Source organism: Paenibacillus sp. P13VS, assembly GCF_015143645.1.
Lineage (GTDB): Bacteria > Bacillota > Bacilli > Paenibacillales > Paenibacillaceae > Paenibacillus > Paenibacillus xylanilyticus_A.
Genome location: NZ_WYEV01000002.1, coordinates 183,177 through 206,340 on the forward strand (window position 1 = coordinate 183,177; position 23,164 = coordinate 206,340).

The window sequence follows — 23,164 nt, forward strand, 5'->3', positions numbered from 1 at the left end:
TTCGTACTATCTCGTTCACTTCAGAAATTATAACATAGTCTGGTAATAGTGACAAGTAAGCGATCTTTCAGGTCAATTGCGTACTAATGAAGAAAAAATTACGCAACCTTCTGACAGGTGCTTTTTTGACGGGTTAAGCTTCCATTAAAACAGGGATAATTGATTGCTTTCCGGCAGCCCCCGGAAACAGCCCATCCCCGACAATAGTTCGACAATCGTTTTACTTGCCTTGGATTTTTGCTGAAAGTCTTCAATCGACAGAAACTCACCATGATCTCTTGCCGCCGCAATATTACGTGCTGCATTATCACCGATTCCCGCAAGTGCGGAAAATGGAGGAATCAGTGCATTTCCGTCCACGATAAATTTTGTAGCTTCAGAACGGTACAAATCAATCGGCTTGAGTGAGAATCCACGAGCTGCCATTTCCAGAGCCATTTCAAGCACAGGAAGCATGTTTTTTTCTTTTGGCGGTGCCTGGAATCCCAATTGTTCAATTTCAACAATTTTCCGATAGATCGCATCGTACCCCTGACACACCAGCTCGATGTCAAACTCATCTGCACGAACTGTAAAATAGGTTGCGTAGAATTCAATCGGATGATACAGCTTGAAGAATGCAGTACGAACTGCCGAAATAACATAAGCGGCCGCGTGGGCCTTCGGGAACATGTACTGGATTTTGAGACAAGAGTCAATGTACCATTGTGGCACTTTACAGTTTTTCATCTCATCAATCCACTCCTGAGGCAACCCCCGCCCTTTACGAACACTCTCTGTAATCTTAAAGGCCAGACTTGCGTCCATCCCTGCTTTATAGATGAGGAATAACATGATATCATCCCGGCAACCAATTACCGTTTTAATGTTACATGTACCATTTTTGATCAGTTCTTGTGCGTTTCCAAGCCATACCCCTGTTCCGTGGGACAACCCCGAAATCTGCAATAAATCGGCAAAGGACGACGGCTGGGATTCGACAAGCATTTGACGCACAAACTTCGTCCCCATCTCCGGCACACCAAAGGTTGCAACAGGTGAACGTATCTGTTCAGGAGTTACTCCCAGTGCTTCCGTAGAGTTGAACATGCTCATGACTTTTGGATCATTCATCGGAATGGTGGTTGGATCGACCCCGGTCAGATCCTGCAGCATACGCATCATGGTCGGATCATCGTGTCCTAGGATATCTAGTTTCAACAAGTTCTCTTCAAATGCGTGATAATCAAAGTGCGTTGTTTTCCACTCTGCAGTAACGTCGTCCGCAGGATATTGAACAGGAGTAACATCTTCCACTTCAATATAATCCGGTACAACGACAATGCCCCCGGGATGCTGTCCCGTGCTCCGCTTGACCCCTGTACAACCTGAAGCCAGTCGATTCAATTCTGCTCCGCGCCATTTCTTATGATGCTCTTCCTCATATTTCTTGGCGAAACCAAAGGCTGTTTTCTCGGCAACGGTACCGATGGTGCCAGCCCGAAACACGCTTTTTTCACTAAAGAGTACTTTCGTGTAGTTGTGAGCATGTGGCTGGTAATCACCCGAAAAGTTCAAGTCGATATCGGGAACCTTGTCCCCCTTGAAGCCAAGGAACGTCTCAAACGGTATATCTTGCCCTTCTCCCTTTAGTCTGCCTCCGCAGTCGGGGCATTCCTTCTCTGGAAGGTCGAATCCACTTGGTACACTTCCGTCCAGGAACCATTCGCTGTGTTTACATTCAGAGTTTACACAGATATAGTGAGCCGGAAGCGGATTAACCTCGGAGATGCCAAGGAAGGTTGCGACAACCGATGATCCTACAGATCCCCGGGAGCCTACCAGATAACCATCCTGATTCGATTTTTTAACCAGACGCTCCGAGATCAGATAGTTGGCAGAGAAACCGTATTTGATGATCGGCTGTAGCTCTTTCTCTAGGCGTGCCACGATGACTTCAGGCAGGTCTTCCCCATATATCGACTTTGCCGTATTGTAGCAGGTGTTCCGAATTTCTTCGTCTGCACCTTCCAATATTGGCGTAAACAGTTTGTCCGGGAACAGCTTGATTTCCTCAAAGCGATCAGCAAGCTCTATCGTATTCGTGACGACAACTTCGTAGGCTTTATCCTGACCCAGGAACTGAAATTCCTCCAGCATTTCTGCTGTGGTTCTAAAATGGGCATCCGGTTTGCGCTGATCTTTCAGCGGACTGAAACCGGTAATTCCGTGGATGGTAATATCCCGATAGATTTTGTCCCTCGGCTCCAAATAGTGCACATTGCCTGTAGCAATAACCGGCTTGTTCAATTTGGCTCCGATATCAACTACTTTGCGAACCGCAAGTTTCAGTTCCTCCGGTGTGGCCACAAGTCCCTTGTCCACGAGATGCATATACATCGTGAGAGGTTGGATCTCCAAAATGTCGTAAAACTCGGCGATTTCTTCGGCCTCTTCCAGTGATTTATTCAGAACTGCCTCGAAGAACTCTCCTTTTTCACAACCGGATATAATAACCAGTCCTTCGCGCAAGCCGACCAGTTTGGACTTCGGAATACATGGGACACGCTTAAAGTATTCCGTATGAGACAAGGAGACCAGCTTGTACAAATTCTTCTTGCCGACATCATTCAATGCGTAAATCCCGCAGTGGAATGGACGTGTATTCGACAGATCAACCCCGACGTAATCGTTCAACCGGTCCAGCATGGTTAAGCCTTTTAACTGGGCTGCATCATTCACGAGTCCATTCAGGATTCCAGCAAGGGCAATCGTATCATCAATCGCCCGGTGATGGCTTTCCAGTGCGACTTTGTATTTATCAGCCAGTGTGTTGAGTCGGTGGTTTTTCATTTTTGGATACAAAAGTCGTGCCAATTCCAGCGTATCCAGTACAGGGTTTGGCAGCTCAGGCATGCCCAAATTTTTAAGGGACGCCTGGATAAAGCCCATATCGAATCGTGCATTGTGCGCGACCAGCACACCATCACCCGCAAACGCAACAAAGTCACGAATGACCGGTTCAAGCTCCGGTGCATCTTTGACCATTTCATCCGTAATGTTGGTCAATTGCTGAATGTTGTACGGAATTCGTTCGTGTGGATTTACAAATGTGGCAAACCGGTCGATCTCTTTGCCCTCTTGCACTTTGACCGCAGCAATCTCAATAATCTTGTTCTGTGTAACGGATAGACCCGTCGTCTCGATATCGAATACGATGTAGGTCGCTGTTTTCAGTTCAATTGGCTGTGGTGCCAGAACAACGGCAACGGAATCATTCACTACATTGGCCTCTAGGCCGTATATCATTTTGATGCCGTTTTTCTTCGCTGCTTTGGCTGCCTCCGGATAGACTTGTACTCCACCGTGATCGGTGACGGCAATTGCCGTGTGTCCCCACTCTGCAGCAGTTTTCACATATTTATCGATGGAGGTTACAGCATCCATGGTACTCAAGGTTGAGTGCAGATGGAATTCCACCCGTTTCTCCTGCGCGGTATCTTTTCGTGATGGAGGTGCCTTGATTTCGGTCAGATCCGAAGGAATCATGGCCAGTTCAGGAATTTGCATAAATCGGTCGTACTCTACGCGTCCACGAACCTTGACCCATTTCCCATTGGCCAGAAGGCTCAAGATTTTAACATCCTCTTTTGTCTTCGCAAACATCTTCATCTGCATCGAATCTGTAAAGTCGGTCAGATAGAAGGTAAACAGCGTATTTCCGTTCCGCAGCTCCTTGCGGTCCAGACCAAAGATCGAGCCCTGAAGCGTAATTTTCTTCTCTTCATCCTGAACGTCCTGCATCGGTACAGCTGGCTCTTTGATCTCATAGCCCATCTGCAAGCGTACATCGCCCTGATCCTCGTCTTCCGGAGCTTCCATTTCGGTCACTTCGCTCATCATCTGTTCAATGACCTGTCGCTCCTCAACCTTCTTCTGCGCCTGGAACTGCTCCATCGCTTCCTTATTGCTTCCCACTTCACCGACTTGTAGTTTAATGCGGAGCGGGAGATGAAAATACTTTTCATAGAATGTTGTAATCGCCTGATCAATCTGTTTCTTGCGCGCCAGCTCCATCGATGTAGAATCACTCATGGTCAATTGCAGCAAATCTGCTTCACATTCAAAGGTAGTCCGGTTCATCCATCCATTTACGGATGGGATCTCGCGAGTGACCCATTCCAGAAACAGATTCCAATATTCACTTACAATATCACTTGGCTGCACTTGCTCTGTATACTTAAAACCAAATGTAATTTTGGCGATATGATTCATTTTCTCCTGAATATGCAGGCTAAACGTACGATAAATCGGTGCAGGAACCAACGTATCCTTACTGATCAGGATATGCCATTCCCGGTTGCTGCGATTCGTCTCTACCTGTTCAATCCATCCATCTAAAAAATAGGGATCGGTCAGACCTGCAGGCAGCTCTGCCTGTTTCATCAACAATTCAAACCGTTTTCGTTTCTCCTCGAATCCACTCATCGTGTTCCTCCTTGTACCCCCTTAAAACATGAAAAGCTTCTGCAATCAAAAATGTCCCCGATCCGAACCCGCACCGACTCATTTTATCCGACAGAAGCCTTCCATTACTTACTCATACGGTGAATAGTCCTGATGTTAATGATGACCTAGTAGGCTCTTGCAAACACGACTGTGTTCTTCGCCTTTTCACCACAAGCCAGGCACGTATGCTTTTCTTCCGCAGGCTGGAACGGAATGTTCCGGCTTGTTGCACCTGTTACTTCTCTTACTTTATCTTCGCAAGCTTCGGAGCCGCACCAGCCGGCCAGCGTGAAGCCACGTTTGTTTTCCATCAATTCCTTCATCTCATCGAGCGTATCTACAGAGTAGAAGTTGTCCGACATAAATGTGCGTGCACGTTCCAGCATATCAGATTGAACCTGATTCAGCATATTCTGAATTTCTTCCACCAGATTCGCCTGCTCTACTACTTTTTTCTCACCAGTAATCCGAGACACAAGCACACATACACCATTTTCCATATCGCGAGGACCAATCTCGAGACGAACTGGAACTCCGCGCATCTCGTATTCATTGAATTTCCAGCCTGGACGAACGTCACTGCGGTCATCCATTTTAACACGAATGCCTGCTTTTTTCAGTTCAGCGAACAGTTCGTCCGCACGACCCACAACGGCATCACGCGTTTTTGGCGGTCCAATCGGAATCATCACGACTTGGGTTGGTGCCACTTTTGGAGGAAGTGCCAGACCACGATCATCACCGTGTACCATGATCAGCGCACCGATCAAGCGTGTACTTACGCCCCACGATGTCGTATAAGCATGCTCAAGTACATTTTCACGGCTGAGATACTGAATCTCAAATGCTTTGGCAAAGTTAGTACCCATGAAGTGAGAAGTTCCGGCCTGTACGGCACGTCCATCTTTCATCATCGCTTCGATGGAGTATGTATCCACCGCACCTGCAAATTTCTCTGAAGGCGTTTTTTGACCACTGATAACCGGGATAGCCAAATACTCTTCCACGACTTCGCGATAGATTTCAAGCATGCGCATCGTTTCCTCACGTGCTTCTTCTTCCGTTTCGTGAGCCGTATGACCTTCCTGCCAGAGGAATTCGCTTGTCCGTAGGAAAGGCAATGTTCTTTTCTCCCAACGAACAACGTTAGCCCACTGGTTGATCAGAACAGGCAGATCACGATAGGATTGAATCCATTTGGAATACATGTGACCAATGATGGTTTCGGAAGTTGGACGAATTGCCAGACGTTCTTCCAGCTTTTCACCACCAGCTTCGGTAACCCAAGGCAATTCCGGGTTGAACCCTTCAACATGCTCTTTTTCTTTTTGGAAAAAGCTCTCTGGAATGAACATCGGGAAATACGCGTTGCGATGGCCCGTTTCGCGGAAACGACGATCAAGTTCATCCTTGATATGTTCCCAGATCTCAAATCCATCCGGCTTGAACACAATACATCCGCGAACCGGTGAATAATCCATCAGATCGGCCTTTTTAATAACATCAATGTACCAACGGGAGAAATCCTCGCCCTGTGGTGTGATTTCAGTCACGAATTGTTTATCATTTTCCTTTGACATAAGACTCCAGCGTCCTCCCATAACGACCCGCTCTGCAAATTCAGAGTGTAGTCAAACCATAATTATCCGTTAATTAAACGTAGTATATCATTATATGTTACAGCCAGCATCAGTACAAACAGCATGGCAAAGCCTATAAAGTGAACCATACCTTCACGGTTAGGATCAACAGGGCGTCCTCTTAGCGCTTCAATTCCAAGGAATACCAATCGACTGCCATCCAGCGCAGGTATTGGCAACAGGTTGAAGATTCCAAGGTACAAACTCAAAATAGCAGCCCATCTTGTTAGCTGTTCAATGCCCTGTTTGGCAATCTGACCTGTTACTTCAAATGTACGTACCGGTCCGCCAATGTCGTCCATGTTAAACTGATTAATCAGATGTTTGAAACCTTCAAAGATGACTTTTGTGGTATCCACCATGGCTAAACCTGATACTTTGAACGTTTCTGCAAATCCAACAGATCGGGTTGGCAGTGTTGGCACGATTCCTACCTTACCACCCTCTTGCCCCTCTACAGTACGGGGGGTAATCGTTATATTGAATGTTTCTTCTCCCCGACGCAGGGTCCATTCCATCGGCTTGTCTTTCGACTCAGCAATCATAGCCACCATTTTTTGCGAATCCGTACCTATAGCCGTACCATTGATAGTCTCAATGATATCTCCTTCTTTCAGGTTGGCCTGGTCGGCAGCGCCGCCCTCAAGTACTTCACCGATTTGCAGATTTTTAGGGTTTTCCACCGGAACTCCGGCCATTTGTGCATACACAGCAAACAAGACAAAAGCCAGAATGAAGTTCATCAATGGTCCAGCAAAAATCGCCATCGCCCGTTGTCCAACCGTCTTGCTGCCAAACTGCCGGTCTTTCGGAGCAATTTGTGTTTGTTTACCGCGACTAACGAGCATTGCTTGTGGATGTATGCGGTATTGTTGTACCTCTCCATCAACATCCAATTGCATTTTCAACGCATTCTCCATATCAATGGAGATCACTTCGCCACGTATTACATTTTTACGATTATCCAATTGGTCCAAATAAATCATTTTCACTTGATCATCCGACGGTCTAACCGCAATGGTCTGACCCTCTTGGATTTCTACAAGCTCGGGGTCTTCACCAGCCATACGTGCATATCCGCCAAATGGAAGCAAACGCAATGTAAACTGGGTCTCGTTTCTTTTATATGAGAACAATTTGGGACCAAAACCGATCGCAAATTCCCTTACAAGAATACCGGCGCGTTTGGCAAAATAATAATGCCCCCATTCATGAACCGTCACGATGACAAAGAACATGAGCACCGTTAGAAATACAACTTGTATGGTTTCCAATCCCTATCCATCCTCCTTCACGGCACGAACCGAAGTCTGTCCCTTTAGATTATCATTATTCCAAGGTGCCGCACAAGAGAATCACTTCTTCCATATTTGTGATGAAAAAAGGATTACAGACTAAAAGCATGTTTACGACTTTCCTGGTCACATCTTGCAATTTCTTCGAGATCAGGATTGTCCACATTGCGGTGTGCATCCAGCACGGAAGCAATAATATCCTCTATTTTAAGGAACGAAATCTCTTTGCGCAAGAAGCGTGCTACAGCAACCTCATTCGCGGCATTAAATGCCGTAGTTGCAGTCCCTCCCATTTTACCACACTCATAAGCGAGTCTTAAACAAGGGAACCGTTCCATATCCATCTCACGGAATTGCAGCTTGCCTGCTTGGGCCAAAGATAGTCGCTGTGCTGGTGAAGGCAGCCGGTCCGGATAAGTTAACGCGTACTGAATCGGAACACGCATGTCCGGATTGCCAAGTTGAGCAATGATGCTCGTATCCTCAAATTCAACATAGGAGTGTATGATACTCTCTGGGTGAAGCAGCACGTCAATCTGGTCATAGGTCAACCCGAACAACCAATGAGCCTCTATCACTTCCAAGCCTTTATTCACCATCGTTGCGGAATCAATCGTGATTTTGGAGCCCATCGACCAATTGGGATGCTTCAGTGCATCTTCAACCGTAACATTCTGCAGCTGTTCACGTGAGTAATCGCGGAAAGAACCCCCTGAGGCCGTAAGGGTAATACCTGCTACCCGGTTACGGTTTTCTCCGTTCAAACATTGAAATATCGCAGAGTGCTCGCTATCGATCGGCAGCAGAGAGACACCCTTTTCCACAGCTCGCGCCGTCACAATATGTCCTGCCGTCACCAGTGTTTCCTTATTAGCAAGCCCTATTTGTTTGCCTGCTTCAATGGCAGCCAGTGTTGATTCGAGCCCTACGCTCCCCATAACAGCTGTCACTACAGTATCTGCGTCTGTCCCGGCTGCTACTTCTACCAAGCCCTCTTTTCCATAGAAGAGCTGCGTTCCCGCAGGTAAGTGCGGGGCGACCGTCTCAGCCAATTCTTTGGTTCCTACCGATACCTTTTTTGGCCGATAGCGATTGGCTTGTTCGATTAAAAGTTCAGTATTTCCTCCGGCAGCCAGACCCTCCACCTGAAAAAGGGCAGGATGCATGTCAACGACATCCAATGTTTGAGTTCCAATCGAACCGGTGGATCCGAGAATTGCTATTTTCTTCATGCTGCACCTCATCTTTATTTATCCATTGCGTGCATAATTTCGAATCCATTTGTTATACACGTCTTATGTTCAAAACATTAGTAAGGCAGAAGCATTAGTATATGTACAAATGGAAACACAACAATCCAGCTGTCGCACCGATCCAGAATACCTCCATGCCCAGGAAGAAGGTTGCCGGAATCCTTAATATTGTACACACGTTTGTAAGCGGATTGGATTAGGTCTCCCATTTGGCCGACTACAGCACAGGCGAGGCCAATCCATATTGCTCTCTGCCAAGATAACAAGCCATCCGATAACATCGCAAACACAACAGATGTTACAACAGCAATCACAATACCGCCCAACGCGCCTTCCACTGTTTTGTTAGGACTTATTGATGGCCATAATTTGTTCTTCCCCATAAGCTTCCCAACAAAGTAGGCACCTGCGTCACTGGCCCAGATCGAGCCTAATAATAGGAATGTCCAAAATAGCCCGTGATGAAGATGTCTGGACTCAGCAATATAATAAAAACCGATGCCTATATACAGCACACCCAAAAAGAGCATGGCTATTGTATTCACAGGAATCCTGTTCTTGGTTATCACCGAGGCCGTCATTAAAACAAGCATAACCAGCCAACTAATCTGGAACAGCGTCAGCGGTCTGCCTTCCCACACCATTTCCCATGGAAAGACAAGTGCAAAAACACCTGCATATCCAATCAGGGCTACACCTGAAAAAGGTTGTACCCCCGTCATTTTCACAAATTCATAATAACCGATGAGAGCCATAAGCAGTACCAGGCCATGATACCATGGTCCGCCCAGCATGCAAAAACCCAAAAACAACACACCTGCTACTATCCCTGTCGTTAATCGCTGTTTCAACGGCTTCATCCTCCATCTATTTCAAACCGCCGTAACGCCTTGTTCTGCGCTGATATTCGGCTACTGCTTCAAGCAAGTGCTGTTTGCCAAATTCGGGCCAGTATATATCCGTAAACCATAGCTCGCTATATGCAAGCTGCCAAAGCATAAAATTACTGAGCCTTAATTCTCCACTTGTCCGGATTAATAGATCCGGATCAGGCATATCCACAGTCAACATATGTTTGTCTATGAGCTCAGGTGTAATGTCTTCTGCCGAGAGTTCCCCCGACTGGACCTGCAGCGCAATCTGCTTCACACAGTCCGTCATTTCTCGTCGACTTCCATAATTCATTGCAAAATTCAGTACAAGCCCCGTATTGTGTTCCGTGAGACGAATTGCTTCACGTAGGGCATTAACGGTATGTGAAGGTAACTTCTCTTCCTGCCCCATCATGCGTATGCGGACATTCTTCTCTATAAGTTCATCTAACTCAATCGCCAGAAATTCTTGTGGAAGTCTCATTAGAAAATCCACTTCTTCTTTTGGACGTGTCCAGTTTTCTGTCGAAAAAGCATACATCGTCAGATATTTGATGCCCAGTTCATCCGCCGCGATGGTTGCACGTTTTACTGCCTTCATGCCATTCTGATGCCCAGCTATGCGTGGCAGACCCAGACGTTTGGCCCATCGACCATTCCCGTCCATAATAATAGCAACGTGCTGCGGGATATTATCCTCGGATATAGTCAGCGTTTCCTGCTTTTCAGCCCCATTCCACCACGACCGAACCCGTTTGATCATTCCTGTTCCTCCAAAATCCCTGAAGTTTCTTCACCTGAAGACTAGAAAAAGAGACAAAACCCCACCGTATTGGAGGGGCTGCGCTTGTCTTACACTTCCATAATTTCTTTTTCTTTGGCAGCGAGTACCTTATCGACTTCAGCAATAAACTTGTCGGTCGATTTTTGGATATCGTCCTGATGTCTCCGGGACTCGTCCTCGGAAATCTCTGACTTCTCCATTTTTTTGATATCATCATTCGCATCACGACGAATGTTACGAATCGCAACTTTTCCTTCTTCGCCGAACTTTTTCGTCAGTTTTACGAGTTCTGTTCTGCGCTCCTCCGTAAGTGGCGGAATGGACAAACGAATCATGTTACCATCGTTGGCCGGTGTTAATCCCAGATCCGACTTCATGATCGCACGTTCGATTTCGCCCATAGAAGATTTATCCCATGGCTGAATCATCAGCGTACGGGAATCTGGTGTGCTAATATTCGCGAGTTGATTAAGTGGTGTCATTGCTCCATAGTACTCTACCTGAACCCGGTCCAGCAGAGCTGGAGTTGCACGTCCTGCACGCAAAGTGGCAAGGTCACGACGTAACGCTTGAATTGCTTTATCCATACGTTCTTCGGCATGTTTTTTAACCGCTTCTGGCATTAATCTACACTCCCTTTAACGATTGTTCCGATACGTTCACCCAGAACTACACGTTTGATGTTACCTTGTTCTGTAATGGCAAATACGATCAACGGAATGTTGTTGTCCATACAGAGTGAGGACGCCGTCGAATCCATTACACCAAGATTTTTGTTAAGTACATCGAGGTAAGTCAATTGCTCATATTTCTCAGCTGTACTATCCTTGAACGGATCGGCCGAGTATACGCCATCAACTTTGTTTTTAGCCATCAGGATGACTTCTGCTTCGATCTCCGCTGCGCGCAGTGCTGCTGTTGTATCCGTGGAGAAGAACGGGTTACCTGTACCTGCTGCAAAAATAACGACACGGCCTTTCTCCAGATGACGAATGGCTCTGCGACGGATATATGGCTCTGCAATTTGCTGCATGGCAATTGAAGTCTGTACACGGGTAGGCACTTCAATCTGTTCCAATGCATCTTGCAGTGCTAGCGAGTTCATTACTGTAGCTAGCATTCCCATATAGTCGGCTGTTGCTCGATCGATGCCGTTTTCGCTGCCGGCGATTCCACGCCAGATGTTTCCGCCACCACATACGATGGCAACCTGCACACCAAGTTCAACAACTTCTTTTACCTGCTGAGCAATCGACGAGATCGTCTCTGCATCAATACCATAGCCGTTTTGACCGGATAGGGACTCCCCACTAACCTTTAAGACAACGCGTTTGAATACTGGCTGTTCCAATTGTTCACCCTCCACTTTAAACTTGAGCACCTTCGGTGTTCAATCAACAAAACTTCTCGCGCATGGCCTCCTGCTTAAAAAGAAAGGAACACGACTGTGTTCCACTCTTTTAGAAAAACGTTTAACCGGTTAGGCACTGTTTTCCTGAGATATAAGGGAGCTCTGCTTCGAAGTTTTATCATTCTTATATCTTCGAAAACCAATTTCTGCTTGCCGGTATAAAACCGTCTTATTTGTTCACTTGGGACATAACTTCTTCTACGAAGTTATCTACTTTTTTCTCCAAACCTTCACCCAGCTCGTAACGAACGAAACGACGGATGGAGATGTTCTCACCGATTTGGCTGATTTTTTCGTTCAGCAATTGGGAGATTGTTTTGTCTGGATCTTTAACGAAGGATTGTTCCATCAGGCAGTACTCTTCGTAGTATTTACCGATACGGCCTTCAACCATTTTCTCAACGATTTTTTCTGGTTTGCCTTCGTTCAGTGCTTGAGCTTTCAAGATTTCTTTTTCTTTTTCCAGCTCTTCTGTAGGAACTTCTTCACGAGTTACGAATTTCGGACTAGCTGCAGCGATTTGCATAGCGATGTCTTTAACGAAATCTTTGAATTGGTCTGTTTTACCTACGAAGTCAGTTTCGCAGTTAACTTCTACCAGGACACCGATACGGCCACCAGCGTGGATATAAGATTCTACAGTACCTTCAGTAGCTGCACGTCCTGCTTTGTTTGCAGCTGCGGAAAGACCTTTTTCACGCAGAATTTCAGCCGCTTTTGTGATATCACCATTTGCTTCTTCCAGTGCTTTTTTGCAATCGAGCATACCAGCGCCCGTTTTTTCACGAAGTTCTTTTACTGCACTCGCGTTAACTGCCATTATTAATTCCCTCCAAAATAAGTATTGTACGTACACGTACACTCTAAAAAAAGGGCAGTGAGAGGTTATCCACCTACCAACCACCCTTTTCATTTAGTTCATTCGTTATGTTCGAATCTATTAAGCGGAAGTTTCTTCGCCTTGGTTAGCTTCGATCACGGCATCAGCCATTTTACCTGTCAACAACTTAACAGCGCGGATTGCATCGTCGTTACCTGGGATAACATAATCGATTTCGTCCGGATCGCAGTTTGTATCAACGATACCTACAATTGGGATACCCAATTTGCGAGCTTCAGCAACAGCGATACGCTCTTTGCGTGGATCGATGATGAACAGGGCGCTTGGCAGGCCTTTCATATTTTTAATACCGCCGAGGAATTTCTCCAGACGATCTTTTTCTTTGCGAAGCAAGATAACTTCTTTTTTAGGCAGTACAGCGAATGTACCGTCTTCTTCCCAAGCTTCCAGTTGTTTCAAACGATCAATACGTTTTTGAATGGTTTGGAAGTTAGTCAGAGTACCGCCCAACCAACGTTGGTTAATGTAAAATTGACCAGCGCGTTCAGCTTCTTCTTTAACAGAATCTTGAGCTTGTTTCTTAGTACCCACGAAAAGAATTGTACCATTCTCTCCTGCGATTCCTTTAACGAAGTTGTAAGCCTCTTCGACTTTTTTCACCGTTTTTTGCAAATCGATGATGTAAATTCCGTTTCTTTCAGTGAAGATATAACGATCCATTTTTGGGTTCCAACGACGAGTTTGGTGACCGAAGTGTACCCCAGCTTCGAGAAGCTGCTTCATGGAGATTACTGCCATCTTCACACACCTCCTAATATGGTTTTTATTGTGTCCTCCGCCGGCATCATTTTTCGCCAAGACTCTCCATCAGGAAAGCACCCTCAACAAAATTAGCACATGCGTGTGTTTTAACACCGTTATCTAATATAGCATAACTGTTTGGCTGATGCAACAGTCTTTGAAAGCAAAAATACCTGGTCGCACAACGTTTTTATGTTATGTGAAATCTGCAACTATAATTATTGCCCAATTAGACTATAAAATAAAAGAACCGTCTTGCCTGAGTGTACTCAGCTTGACGGTTCTTGAGTAATTTTGGCGATGATGGATTCGAAGCTTTCCCCTTTTTCAAGTGTGTACGTTCCCACCTGAATCTTGGTGTTGATTCGCTCTGCCTTTCCCGCCTTAATGAAGGCCTGGGCATCATCTACTATGCCAGCTTTCTCGAGATTTCCAGCGACAATCGCCAAACTGTTACCAGAACGCACTCTAAATGTGACTGTTGCCTTTTGAGGCGTATTCGGTGACGATGGCTCCGATGCTTTTGGCTCGCTCACATTATTCGGACTCTCATTGCCACTTGAAGCGGGCTGCTGAGGCTCCGTGGGAGCTTCCGGATCACTTGTATCCTCTGCCTTCTCCGGAGCAGCAGCTGTTTCCCCTTGCATTTCACTGCTCTCCTGTTTCTTCTTTTGTACCCATTCGGCTTCCGTATACAGTTCTTCCTCTGTACCCACAAGCTTCAAATCCATGCTTTTGGCAGCCAACTCCAACTCTTCCTTCGTCAGATCGGCTGCAGTTGCAGCCGGATCCGTTTCCAAACTGCTGTCAGTTAGGGCGTTTTGTCCCACTGTGGCAAGCTGAAGCAGTACTGCTCCAATGATCATGCCTGTTCCAATTCCAATCCATAGGGAGCGCTTGTCCATCTCTTAGCCTTCCTCCCGTTCTGCCAGCTGAAGAATCAGCTGTACTTCTCCACGTTGTATGCCAGTCTGTTTTGCGATCGCATCCACAGATTTGCCTTCACCATACAGATGAAACACTTCTGAATACCGATCTTTAATTGACTCTCGCTCATTGACAGGCTCTTGGCCACTTGGTGTTGGCTCAGCTACTGAAATCTGCTTTGCGGCGTCATCTCTCACGCTGGCCACAAGAGCCTGAGCCTGCAACGCATTGAATTCATCCTTAGAAATATCTGAAACATGATGGGTTTCGGATTGTTTGCTTTTTTCAAGTTCATTGAGACGCTTCTGCAATTCTTCAAGCTGCATTTGCATGCGTTGATCTGCAGCTGCCGCCTCTCCCTTCATTTCAGCAACACGCTGAATAAGGGCATCATTATCACTTTCGATTTCAGCCATATAATGCTCAAGTGTGGATTCCATCTCTTGCACTAATTGTTGGCTCGGTTCTGGCGTCTTATTTTTCTTGGGCATGATGAATGCATATGCAATGGCACAGGCACCTAATATGACAATAATAACCCATGGTGACAAATTGGTTCCTCTCCTTTGGATATCGCCTTCAAAGCTCAAGTCTTCATTTACGTAACACGGAAAGGGTTACAATGACAGATCCACATGCTTTCCTTTGTACGGATGCTCCGCAGGTTTGACTTGCTCTGACATCTGGATCGTCTCCTGCTCCCGAGAACCCCTTTCGTGCTCTTCATTACTAGATTGACCGTCTCGTACACCTGTATGTGCTGTTTCTTCCATCGCTTCACTGCGCTGTCTTGCCTCTTCTGCTTCCTTGGCCGTCTGCACTGCGAGTAAATTCTGGTCCGTAACCGGCCGCTGCTGATATTCGCTCTGATACCGGCCGGCTTCACTTGTTCGTGGTACTGCAATCTGCAACTCTACTGCCTTAAAACTCATACGCTCACCTCACGGTTTCGAATGGTTTTCTATCTGTGCCTGATGCGTACTTAAACGAATGGAGTCATCGTAATGTCCCCGTCATGATAATAAAATGAAATTCTACTCACAGGATCTTTAATAAATTTGGTGTATCTGCCGATAACTATCTTAGAGCCTCCGTAAATCATCTTGAGAATGTCCACCCGGGCTCTGCTCGTATCTTCCAAAACTTTTTCAATTTCGAATATGCGTGACTTCGTTTCCTCATTAAGACGAAGTGCCGACTTCTGTGTAGCCGTAAGCTTAACTCGCATTGCCATTTTGTCAGGACTCAGTTGTCCAGCAGCAGCTAATTGATCCAGCAGTACCAATGCTTTTTCGTTTTGTCCAAGGAATCCATCTGTTCCCTGAGCCCTTTACGCAATTCACTCAGTTCGTTACGCAGTTTGGGTAGAACACCAACTTCAATCGAGGTTACTGTCGACATGCTGTTCCCCACAATTCGTGCTGAAACATTTTCACCGGCTTGAATGGATCCACCAACAATAAGGCCTTTGGTACCGGCACAAATTACGCTCCTGCCTGCACGGATATTGGAATGCATAATGCTTTGGGAGACGAGAACATCTTCACCTGCATCTACGTTACCTTCCTGAATAAAGGTGCATTTGACATTGTGACCCGCCTGAACAAGCCCTTTGTTATATCCGATAATACCGCCAGTGATCTCAACAGAGCCTCCTGCTTCAAGCTCTGCGCCTTCGACACCGCCGACAACGCGAATGTCACCCGCAGCTTTTATTTTAAAACCAGTCAGTACGTTACCGCGTATGACCACCGTACCTACAAAATCAATATTACCGATATTGTAGTCTACATCACCATTTATTTCGTATACCGGGAACACATTCAGTTTGTTCCCTTCCGTTTTGGTCACCAATCCATCCAAGGCCGCATACATGGCAGATCCATCCGGATTAATAACAACATTTTTCCCCACTTTGAATCGTGCGTCTTTCCCTGGTCGAAAAGGAATTTCCTCACCAGTAACAGCCTTACCTACTGAACCATCCACTGGAGGAATGCGCTCGGCAATGATTTGACCTGATTTTACATTATTCAACCGAGTTACTTCTTTGTAATCCACCTTGCCATCTTCCGCTTCCAGAGGCCGCCGTTCACTCGCATCGTCCATACCAACCAATACCTTGATGTACCCGTCTGTTCCAGGAACAGCCGCGATGCCTTCGGCGATCTTCCACTGCGTATTCATATATGTTTCAGGTTGATTCACAAACACGAGCAGTGCCTCACGCAACACCCCATACTTAATGCCCTGACCCGCAATAAACTGTTCCAGTTCATCCAGCGTGCAGGTGAAACCTTCTTCCTGCTTGGAAAACTCAAGGTAGGCCGTACTTTTATCTTCCGATAAAACAACGCTAAGGCATTGTTCCAAAGCAATTCGCTGTGTCAATGCAGTTCTTCCTCCTTTTAAACTTTCCACTCCCCGAAATCCATGTCATCAAGCTTTCTATTAATCTTTGCGCATTAACAGATCCTTCTGTTTTTCGAGCGTTCCACGAAGTCTCAAAATGGCTTTGGAATGCAGCTGAGATATACGCGATGGTGAAAGAGACATCACTTCAGCGATTTCACTAAGCGATAAGTCTTCATAATACAAGAGGGAAACTACCGTTCTCTCTTTAACTGTCAGCTTATCTAGTCCCTGAACCAAAGCATCTTTCAAATAAAACTCGTTCACTTTGTAATCTGGATTTTTGGCCTTTTCATCGACCATTAAAGAAAGACGAGTCTCTGACTCTTCTTCCCGAATCGGGTCTTCAAGAGAGCACAGTGACATTACCGCTACTTCCTGGAGCATATGCTGGAAGTCCTTTGTCGACACGTCTAGATACTGACTCATTTCTTCATCGCTTACTGACCGTAGATAGGTTTGCTCCAGCTGCTGATAAGCATCTTCGATTCGTTTAGCCTTTTCTCGCACGGAACGGGGAACCCAGTCTCCTTGACGCAAACCATCCAGGATCGCTCCACGAACTCGCCATGAGGCGTATGTCTCAAATTGAAGGCCTCGTTCATAGTCGAATTTCTCAAGAGCATCGATTAGTCCCATAACCCCGTTGCTTTCCAGATCATCTTTTGGGACATTTTTAGGTAATCCTACAGCCAAACGACCGGATACATAATTCACGATGTGAAGATATTTTTCAATTAAAGCTTTTTTGGCTTCAAGATCTCCGTGCTCTTTCCACTTTTCCCACAGATCAGCATGGTTCAAATGTGAAGCTTTACGCTCGTCCAATTGCTTTCACCCTCCTTATTTGTCTGTCAGGTGACGAACGGCCTGCGCCAATTCTTCCGGATCCTTGGTCCGGACCAGTTTAGGCGGATCCAATGGGGCGAAACCCGTTGGAGCTTTCGTCTCAGATGGCGGAATCTCTTCCCCAGAGGAGGCGTTCTGTCCATTCTTGAGCAAGTCGTTCAGCTCTTGTCCATCGTCTTCGAGTTTAATGTCAACCTGCGAACCTCTCATTTCTGGACCAATTTGGGGATCATAATCGAAACCCTTACTTCCTGCGGGAGGGGTCAGCAGCAACCCCAGCCCCCAGCGTAAAGCAAAAGCAAGGGCGTACCAGGCTACGAATCCGATTAACCCGCGAATTAAACTGGTCATCAACAAATTGCTGCTGTATGCTACAAAAAAAGTCAGAATAAATCCGACTATGCCTGCTCCAAGATTAATGCGGTAGTTTCCTATCATAGTTTTATAATTCCTTTACACCCATTTGTACACTTCTAATATTTAAAATCCCTGTTTCACAGTCCATTTCAATGGTCCGACCATAATTTCCACCAGTGTCTTCAGCAAGAAGAGGAATATTAAGCTTTTGCAACCATTCCCGGCATGACTCCGCATTCCTCGGCCCAATACGCATGGTATCTCCAGCTCCTGAAAAAGCAAACATCTGAGCACCACCTGCCATTTTGGACACGATACGTGAACGAGATGCACCGAGTTTTAACATCTTTTCTAATAACTCAGGCAACGCCGTATCGGCATATTTAGCTGTGTTCAATTTCCCTTCTCTTGCAATCTCTGAAGAAGGAAGCATCACATGCGCCATTCCAGCCAGCTTCAAATGCGGATCATACATCGTTAACCCCACACAAGAGCCAAGCCCTGTCGTGCGGATTATGCCAGGAAGGTGAGCAATGTTCAAATCCGCCATACCGACTTTAACGACGCTTTTTTCTTCAATCATGATCCAGAGGCACCCCTAAAGATTCAAATATCTTGGCAAATGACAATGGATCGGGAATCAGGAAAAATTGACCTTCCACCTGATCTTCTCCTTCGAAGAACGATGTGTCAATCAAAAGTGCATCGTCTCCCATTTCTCCAAATTGCAGCAGCCCATAGCTGAGTATTGCCCCTGCCATGTCAATGGCAAGTCCGGGAACCGTTGGATACATCGACAGTTTGGTGAAATCTGCAAGTGATGAAAGATAGGATCCAGCCAGAATATTACCGATTTCCGATAACGCAGACTGTTCCATATCCGTAAACATGAGACCTTCCTTCAGATCAAAACCAGCAAGCCGGTTCAGCAGCATTTTGGCGGCTTCCGGGGTCATCATGAAGAACAGATTACCTGGCGCTTCTCCTTCAACACGTAAAAAGACAGTCACCACGATTCGTTCGTCCCCGCCCACTTTTTCAGCTACTTCTTCAAAAGGGAGCATCTGTACTGTCGGCACGCCCATGTCAATCGGTCTATTTAGAAGTTGAGACAACGCCGTTGCGGCGTTGCCTGCTCCAATGTTACCGACCTCTTTGAGCACATCCATTTGGAATCCCTCAAATCGGTTGAACATCTCCACGTGTTAGCCCTCGACACTTTCCAGCTGCACTACTTCGCTTTTATTCAATACTTCATGCAGATTAAGCATGATCAACAAACGCTCATTTTCCAATTTAGCCACTCCGCGCAGATATCTCGCTTTGACTCCACCCACTACTTCCGGCGGGCTGTCAATTGCGCTGCTCTTAATGTCAATTACGTCATTGGCAGCGTCCACGATGAATCCAACCTGCATGTCACCTACAGCTACAATGACAATTCGGGTTTGATCCGTATATTCTGTTTCTGGCAGAGAGAACCGACCACGCAAGTCGATAACAGGGATAACAACCCCACGAAGATTAATAACCCCTTTTACAAAGGAAAATGTCTTAGGAACACGAGTAATTGGCATCATGCGTTCAATCGTCTGAACTTTTTCAACCTCAATACCGTATTCTTCAGATCCTAGTTTAAAGACGATGACTTTCAATTCTTCCATGAATAAAACCTCCCTATAAGTGTAAGGCTTAGTTGCTTATTTAATAAATGCGTTAGGATCGACGATGAGAGCTACTTGTCCATCTCCCAGGATGGTTGCTCCGGAGATTCCTTCAATGGAAGGAAGATAGGTTCCCATGGATTTGAGAACAATCTCGCTCTGTCCGATAAACTCTTCCACGGAAACCGCTGCTAGACGATCTCCTTTACGGATGACAACGATTTCTGTTTCCGACTCATCCTCATCATTGAAATCAGGTACGCCAAACACTTCGTTTAGCGACAAGTACGGAATGAGGGATTCACGGAACGTAATCATTTTATTACCATGAATATTACGAACTTGTTCACGCTGCACAATGGCCGTCTCCACAATGGAGGACAACGGAATCGCATATTTCTCGGAACCAACTCGTACAAGCATTGCTGCGATAATTGACAACGTCAATGGCAGTTGAACCGAGAAATTAGTGCCTTTGCCTGGTGTGGAATGGATGGTTACATTACCGCCAAGCGAAGTGATTTTGGATTTTACAACGTCCAAACCTACTCCGCGACCAGAGATATCCGAGATTTTGTCAGCTGTACTGAAACCAGGAGCGAATAAAAGCTGATTAACTTCATCGTCGCTCATCTTCGCACCCTGCTCTTCCGTCACGACACCGCGTTTAATGGCTGTTTGTAAAAGCTTCTCACGATAAATTCCTTTGCCGTCATCTTCAATCTCAATGAAAACATGATTGCCACTGTGGAAAGCTCGAAGGTTAACTGTACCCATTTCCGGTTTTCCGGCAGCAACACGTTCTGCGATGGATTCGACACCGTGGTCCACAGCGTTACGCAGCAAATGCACCAGTGGGTCACCGATTTCGTCAATGACCGTACGATCCAGTTCGGTTTCTGCACCTGTAATGACCAGGTCAATTTTTTTGTCCAAGGTTTTGGCTAGGTCACGAATCATTCGTGGGAACCGGTTAAATACGGTATCTACAGGTACCATGCGCAGCTTGAGAACGATATTTTGCAGGTCTGAGCTGACTCTGCTAAGATGAGCAACGGTATCGGATAGATCATTATTACCCGTTTCACTTGCCAACTGCTCCAGGCGCGACCGATCAATCAGCAATTCGCTGAATAAATTCATCAGTACATCCAATCGCTCAATATCCACTCGGATCGTACGCGAAGGCGCGGCTGCCTGTTTAGTTGGTGCAGCAGGTTGCTTGGCTGCTGGTTTTTCTTCAGATTTGACCTCAGTTGCGATCTCTTGTGATACGGCTGTTGCTATGGCGACTGTTTCAGCTTCAACTGCAGCTGCAGCCTGATTGGTCATCTGCTGAAGAGTTTCTTGATCCAGCTGAATGACTTTGGCACTTTCTATCTCTGAAATGCTTAAAATGCTTTTTTCAAGTTCCTGCGCTTCTTTGGTTGTTATGTAATACAACGAGAAACTGCGCTCAAACTTCTCCTGCTCAATATCCTGAACCGTAGGGAAAGACTTCACAACTTCACCCGAACGCTCCAAGAGATCAAAGACCATGTAGGCACGTACACCCTTCAGCTGGCTGTCCTCGCTAACAAGCACATCAATGTAGAAAACTCGATGCCCTTCCGCGATAGACTGATCCAGAACAGAATATTGGAATTCGTCCAGATCAACAGCCGATGAAATGCTTTCTACCGGCTTAGCCGTTGTTGTAGCAGCTGGAGTTTCACCACCTGTCCATTCTCCACTTTCAATGGCTTGAAGGGAAGCGACAATTGCGGAAACATCGGCTTTACCTTCTCCACCACTGGTAATATCCTGAACCATGGATTCAAGCGCGTCCAAACTCTTAAATAAAGTATCAAAAATATAGTCCTGCATTTTCAATTTCTCATTACGCACAAGATCTAACACATTCTCCATTTTGTGTGTCAATGATGCCAAATCCTCAAAGCCCATTGTTGCGGCCATACCTTTCAAAGTATGAGCAGAGCGGAAGATGACTTGGACTATACCCAGATCCTCCGGATTGCCTTCGAGTTGAAGCATGTTGTCGTTAAGGGATTGCAGATGATCATTAGACTCATCAATAAACATGGATAAGTATTGGTTCATGTCCATTGTGAGGCACCTCCTCCATGAGTTACACTCCGTTTATTTCACTGCTTGAACAAGTTTTGGGGCGATCTCCTGCAAAGGCAGAAGATGACGTACGCATTGCAGCTCTACAGCAGAACGCGGCATTCCATACACCACACAGGTCTCTTCATTTTCCGCAAAGGTAGACGTTACACCCGCTTCATACAGCTTCTTCATCATTCTCGCTCCATCACTGCCCATACCCGTCAGCAAAACCAAATGCCGCTGAAGCGACGTAAAAGGCAATAACGACTCAAACATCGTATCCACTGAAGGCCGATGGCCATTCACCGGATCCTGCTCCGTAAGCTTCAGGATATACTTTCCATCGGTTGCTTTACTTACGACGATGTGATATCCACCAGGCGCGATATAAGCGGAACCTTTCTTGAGAACCATACCTTCTTCAGCCTCAACGACATGCAGCGGACTGAAGGTATTCAGCCGTTGTGCCAGAGACCTTGTAAAGTTGGGCGGCATGTGCTGCACAATGATGACAGGTGCAGGCAAATCAGCAGGCAATTCCTCAAGCAACGTTTTAAGGGCCCTTGGGCCTCCCGTAGAGCAGCCAATTGCGACAATTTTGTTGAATGTACCATCAGTCCCCGTTACTGCTTTTGGTAATGGTTGACTTGAGGATGCAGCCGTTTGCTCCATTGCCGACCGTATTGGCTCCGCATTCCGCAACTCCTTCGGAGTGTGAAGAGGCTTAATCGGTTTAGGTACCTTAGCCTCTCTTGTATTAGGAACACGATCTGGGCTCTTTCCTGCTTCCAGTTTTTTGTCTGACCGCTCTTTTTTCTGATCCGCCAGCGGCATGTTTCGCTGCAGCACTTTAGGCTGGGGTCGATCACTAGGTTCACTGTTTGGCCGTATAACTGGCTGAACAGGCTCAATCCTTTTTTGAGCAGGTTCTCTGCGAACTTGTGCAGGAGCATCACGCTGTACTCGCTGAGATTGACGCAGGAGATGTTCCTGAATCTCTTTCGTCTGTTTTAAAGACTCCTCGCGCTCTGCTTTTCGCTTGATTTCGTTCATGGCCGCCCGCATCCGCTCGACGAGGGCCTTGCCCACCTGAGCAATATCCTGATCATGTGAAATGGAAGGCTTACGTATAAAATCAAAGGCTCCTGCCTCAAGCGCCATGATGGTTTCCTTCATTCCTTGCTCATTGATACCTGATAGCATAATTACAGGCACCGATGACTTCTGCATGATCGATTTCAGTGCATCCAGCCCATTCATCTCAGGCATTTCTACATCCATCGTAATTACATCAGGCTTTAAATCCACTGCTTTTTCTATTGCTTCCTTGCCGGTTGAAGCCGTTGCCGCAACTTTGAATTCCGGATCAGCTTCAATTAAATCCGTAACAATTTTGCGCATAAAAGCGGAATCATCGACAACCAATACTTGATACACCGCCATGTTTTGTCCACCTCTGTT

20 protein-coding genes and 1 pseudogene are annotated in these 23,164 nt (G+C 46.2%); all 21 read right to left on the reverse strand.

The features are described 5' to 3' along the window. Window positions 1-144: 144 nt before the first annotated feature. The 21 genes and pseudogenes from GUA98_RS01970 to GUA98_RS02070 all read right to left on the reverse strand — a co-directional run bounded on the left by GUA98_RS01970 (window position 145) and on the right by GUA98_RS02070 (window position 23,146). Window positions 145-4,467 carry a PolC-type DNA polymerase III gene (locus GUA98_RS01970; protein ID WP_193721908.1) on the reverse strand — a complete coding sequence of 1,441 codons (4,323 nt, stop codon included), beginning with the start codon at window positions 4,465-4,467 and terminating at the stop codon, window positions 145-147. A gap of 146 nt (window positions 4,468-4,613) precedes the next feature. Beyond that, window positions 4,614-6,068: a proline--tRNA ligase gene (gene proS / locus GUA98_RS01975; RefSeq protein WP_193721909.1), complete on the reverse strand. Its 1,455-nt coding sequence runs from the start codon at window positions 6,066-6,068 to the stop codon at window positions 4,614-4,616. A gap of 62 nt (window positions 6,069-6,130) precedes the next feature. Continuing rightward, the gene (gene rseP, locus GUA98_RS01980) at window positions 6,131-7,402 is read right to left on the reverse strand and encodes an RIP metalloprotease RseP (RefSeq protein WP_153978024.1); all 1,272 of its coding nucleotides are present in this window, start codon (window positions 7,400-7,402) and stop codon (window positions 6,131-6,133) included. A gap of 113 nt (window positions 7,403-7,515) precedes the next feature. Beyond that, window positions 7,516-8,655, reverse strand: coding sequence for a 1-deoxy-D-xylulose-5-phosphate reductoisomerase (locus tag GUA98_RS01985; RefSeq protein ID WP_193721910.1), 1,140 nt, complete (start codon window positions 8,653-8,655; stop codon window positions 7,516-7,518). Window positions 8,656-8,732: 77 nt separating this feature from the next. Continuing rightward, on the reverse strand, window positions 8,733-9,527 hold the full coding sequence (locus tag GUA98_RS01990) for a phosphatidate cytidylyltransferase (RefSeq protein ID WP_193721911.1): 795 nt from the start codon (window positions 9,525-9,527) through the stop codon (window positions 8,733-8,735). Window positions 9,528-9,543: 16 nt separating this feature from the next. Beyond that, a complete protein-coding gene (locus GUA98_RS01995) occupies window positions 9,544-10,311 on the reverse strand; it encodes an isoprenyl transferase (RefSeq protein WP_095358604.1) in 768 nt (255 codons plus the stop codon). An 89-nt stretch (window positions 10,312-10,400) separates the two neighbouring features. After that, on the reverse strand, window positions 10,401-10,955 hold the full coding sequence (gene frr, locus GUA98_RS02000; protein ID WP_095287800.1) for a ribosome recycling factor: 555 nt from the start codon (window positions 10,953-10,955) through the stop codon (window positions 10,401-10,403). Continuing rightward, window positions 10,955-11,683 (reverse strand): UMP kinase, encoded by a 729-nt coding sequence (gene pyrH / locus GUA98_RS02005; RefSeq protein WP_095287801.1) that lies wholly within the window; start codon window positions 11,681-11,683, stop codon window positions 10,955-10,957. The genes frr and pyrH overlap by 1 nt, the downstream gene beginning before the upstream one ends. A gap of 229 nt (window positions 11,684-11,912) precedes the next feature. Next, window positions 11,913-12,563 carry a translation elongation factor Ts gene (gene tsf, locus GUA98_RS02010; RefSeq protein WP_153978021.1) on the reverse strand — a complete coding sequence of 217 codons (651 nt, stop codon included), beginning with the start codon at window positions 12,561-12,563 and terminating at the stop codon, window positions 11,913-11,915. Between the two features lie 120 nt (window positions 12,564-12,683). Beyond that, entirely contained in the window at window positions 12,684-13,382 is a 699-nt protein-coding gene (gene rpsB, locus GUA98_RS02015; RefSeq protein WP_047842496.1) for a 30S ribosomal protein S2, read from the reverse strand. Between the two features lie 272 nt (window positions 13,383-13,654). After that, the gene (locus GUA98_RS02020; protein WP_193721912.1) at window positions 13,655-14,290 is read right to left on the reverse strand and encodes an endolytic transglycosylase MltG; all 636 of its coding nucleotides are present in this window, start codon (window positions 14,288-14,290) and stop codon (window positions 13,655-13,657) included. 3 nt (window positions 14,291-14,293) lie between these two features. Further along, window positions 14,294-14,803, reverse strand: coding sequence for a DUF6115 domain-containing protein (locus GUA98_RS02025; protein ID WP_227779355.1), 510 nt, complete (start codon window positions 14,801-14,803; stop codon window positions 14,294-14,296). A gap of 126 nt (window positions 14,804-14,929) precedes the next feature. After that, a complete protein-coding gene (locus GUA98_RS02030; RefSeq protein WP_193721914.1) occupies window positions 14,930-15,244 on the reverse strand; it encodes a hypothetical protein in 315 nt (104 codons plus the stop codon). Window positions 15,245-15,294: 50 nt separating this feature from the next. After that, a pseudogene (locus GUA98_RS02035) lies at window positions 15,295-16,703 on the reverse strand (DUF342 domain-containing protein). A 60-nt stretch (window positions 16,704-16,763) separates the two neighbouring features. Further along, complete coding sequence (locus GUA98_RS02040) at window positions 16,764-17,552, reverse strand: FliA/WhiG family RNA polymerase sigma factor (RefSeq protein ID WP_095287807.1); 789 nt, start codon at window positions 17,550-17,552, stop codon at window positions 16,764-16,766. A gap of 15 nt (window positions 17,553-17,567) precedes the next feature. Beyond that, window positions 17,568-18,011, reverse strand: a complete 444-nt coding sequence (locus GUA98_RS02045; RefSeq protein WP_193721915.1) for a hypothetical protein — start codon at window positions 18,009-18,011, stop codon at window positions 17,568-17,570. A gap of 4 nt (window positions 18,012-18,015) precedes the next feature. After that, window positions 18,016-18,513 carry a chemotaxis protein CheD gene (locus GUA98_RS02050; protein WP_095287809.1) on the reverse strand — a complete coding sequence of 166 codons (498 nt, stop codon included), beginning with the start codon at window positions 18,511-18,513 and terminating at the stop codon, window positions 18,016-18,018. Further along, window positions 18,506-19,126, reverse strand: coding sequence for a chemotaxis protein CheC (locus GUA98_RS02055; protein WP_095287977.1), 621 nt, complete (start codon window positions 19,124-19,126; stop codon window positions 18,506-18,508). Before GUA98_RS02055 ends, GUA98_RS02050 begins: the two co-directional genes overlap by 8 nt. Window positions 19,127-19,135: 9 nt before the next feature. Then, window positions 19,136-19,594, reverse strand: a complete 459-nt coding sequence (locus GUA98_RS02060; protein WP_095287810.1) for a chemotaxis protein CheW — start codon at window positions 19,592-19,594, stop codon at window positions 19,136-19,138. A 36-nt stretch (window positions 19,595-19,630) separates the two neighbouring features. After that, window positions 19,631-21,700, reverse strand: a complete 2,070-nt coding sequence (locus GUA98_RS02065) for a chemotaxis protein CheA (protein WP_193721916.1) — start codon at window positions 21,698-21,700, stop codon at window positions 19,631-19,633. Between the two features lie 33 nt (window positions 21,701-21,733). Further along, window positions 21,734-23,146: a protein-glutamate methylesterase/protein-glutamine glutaminase gene (locus tag GUA98_RS02070; protein ID WP_193721917.1), complete on the reverse strand. Its 1,413-nt coding sequence runs from the start codon at window positions 23,144-23,146 to the stop codon at window positions 21,734-21,736. Window positions 23,147-23,164: the final 18 nt, after the last annotated feature.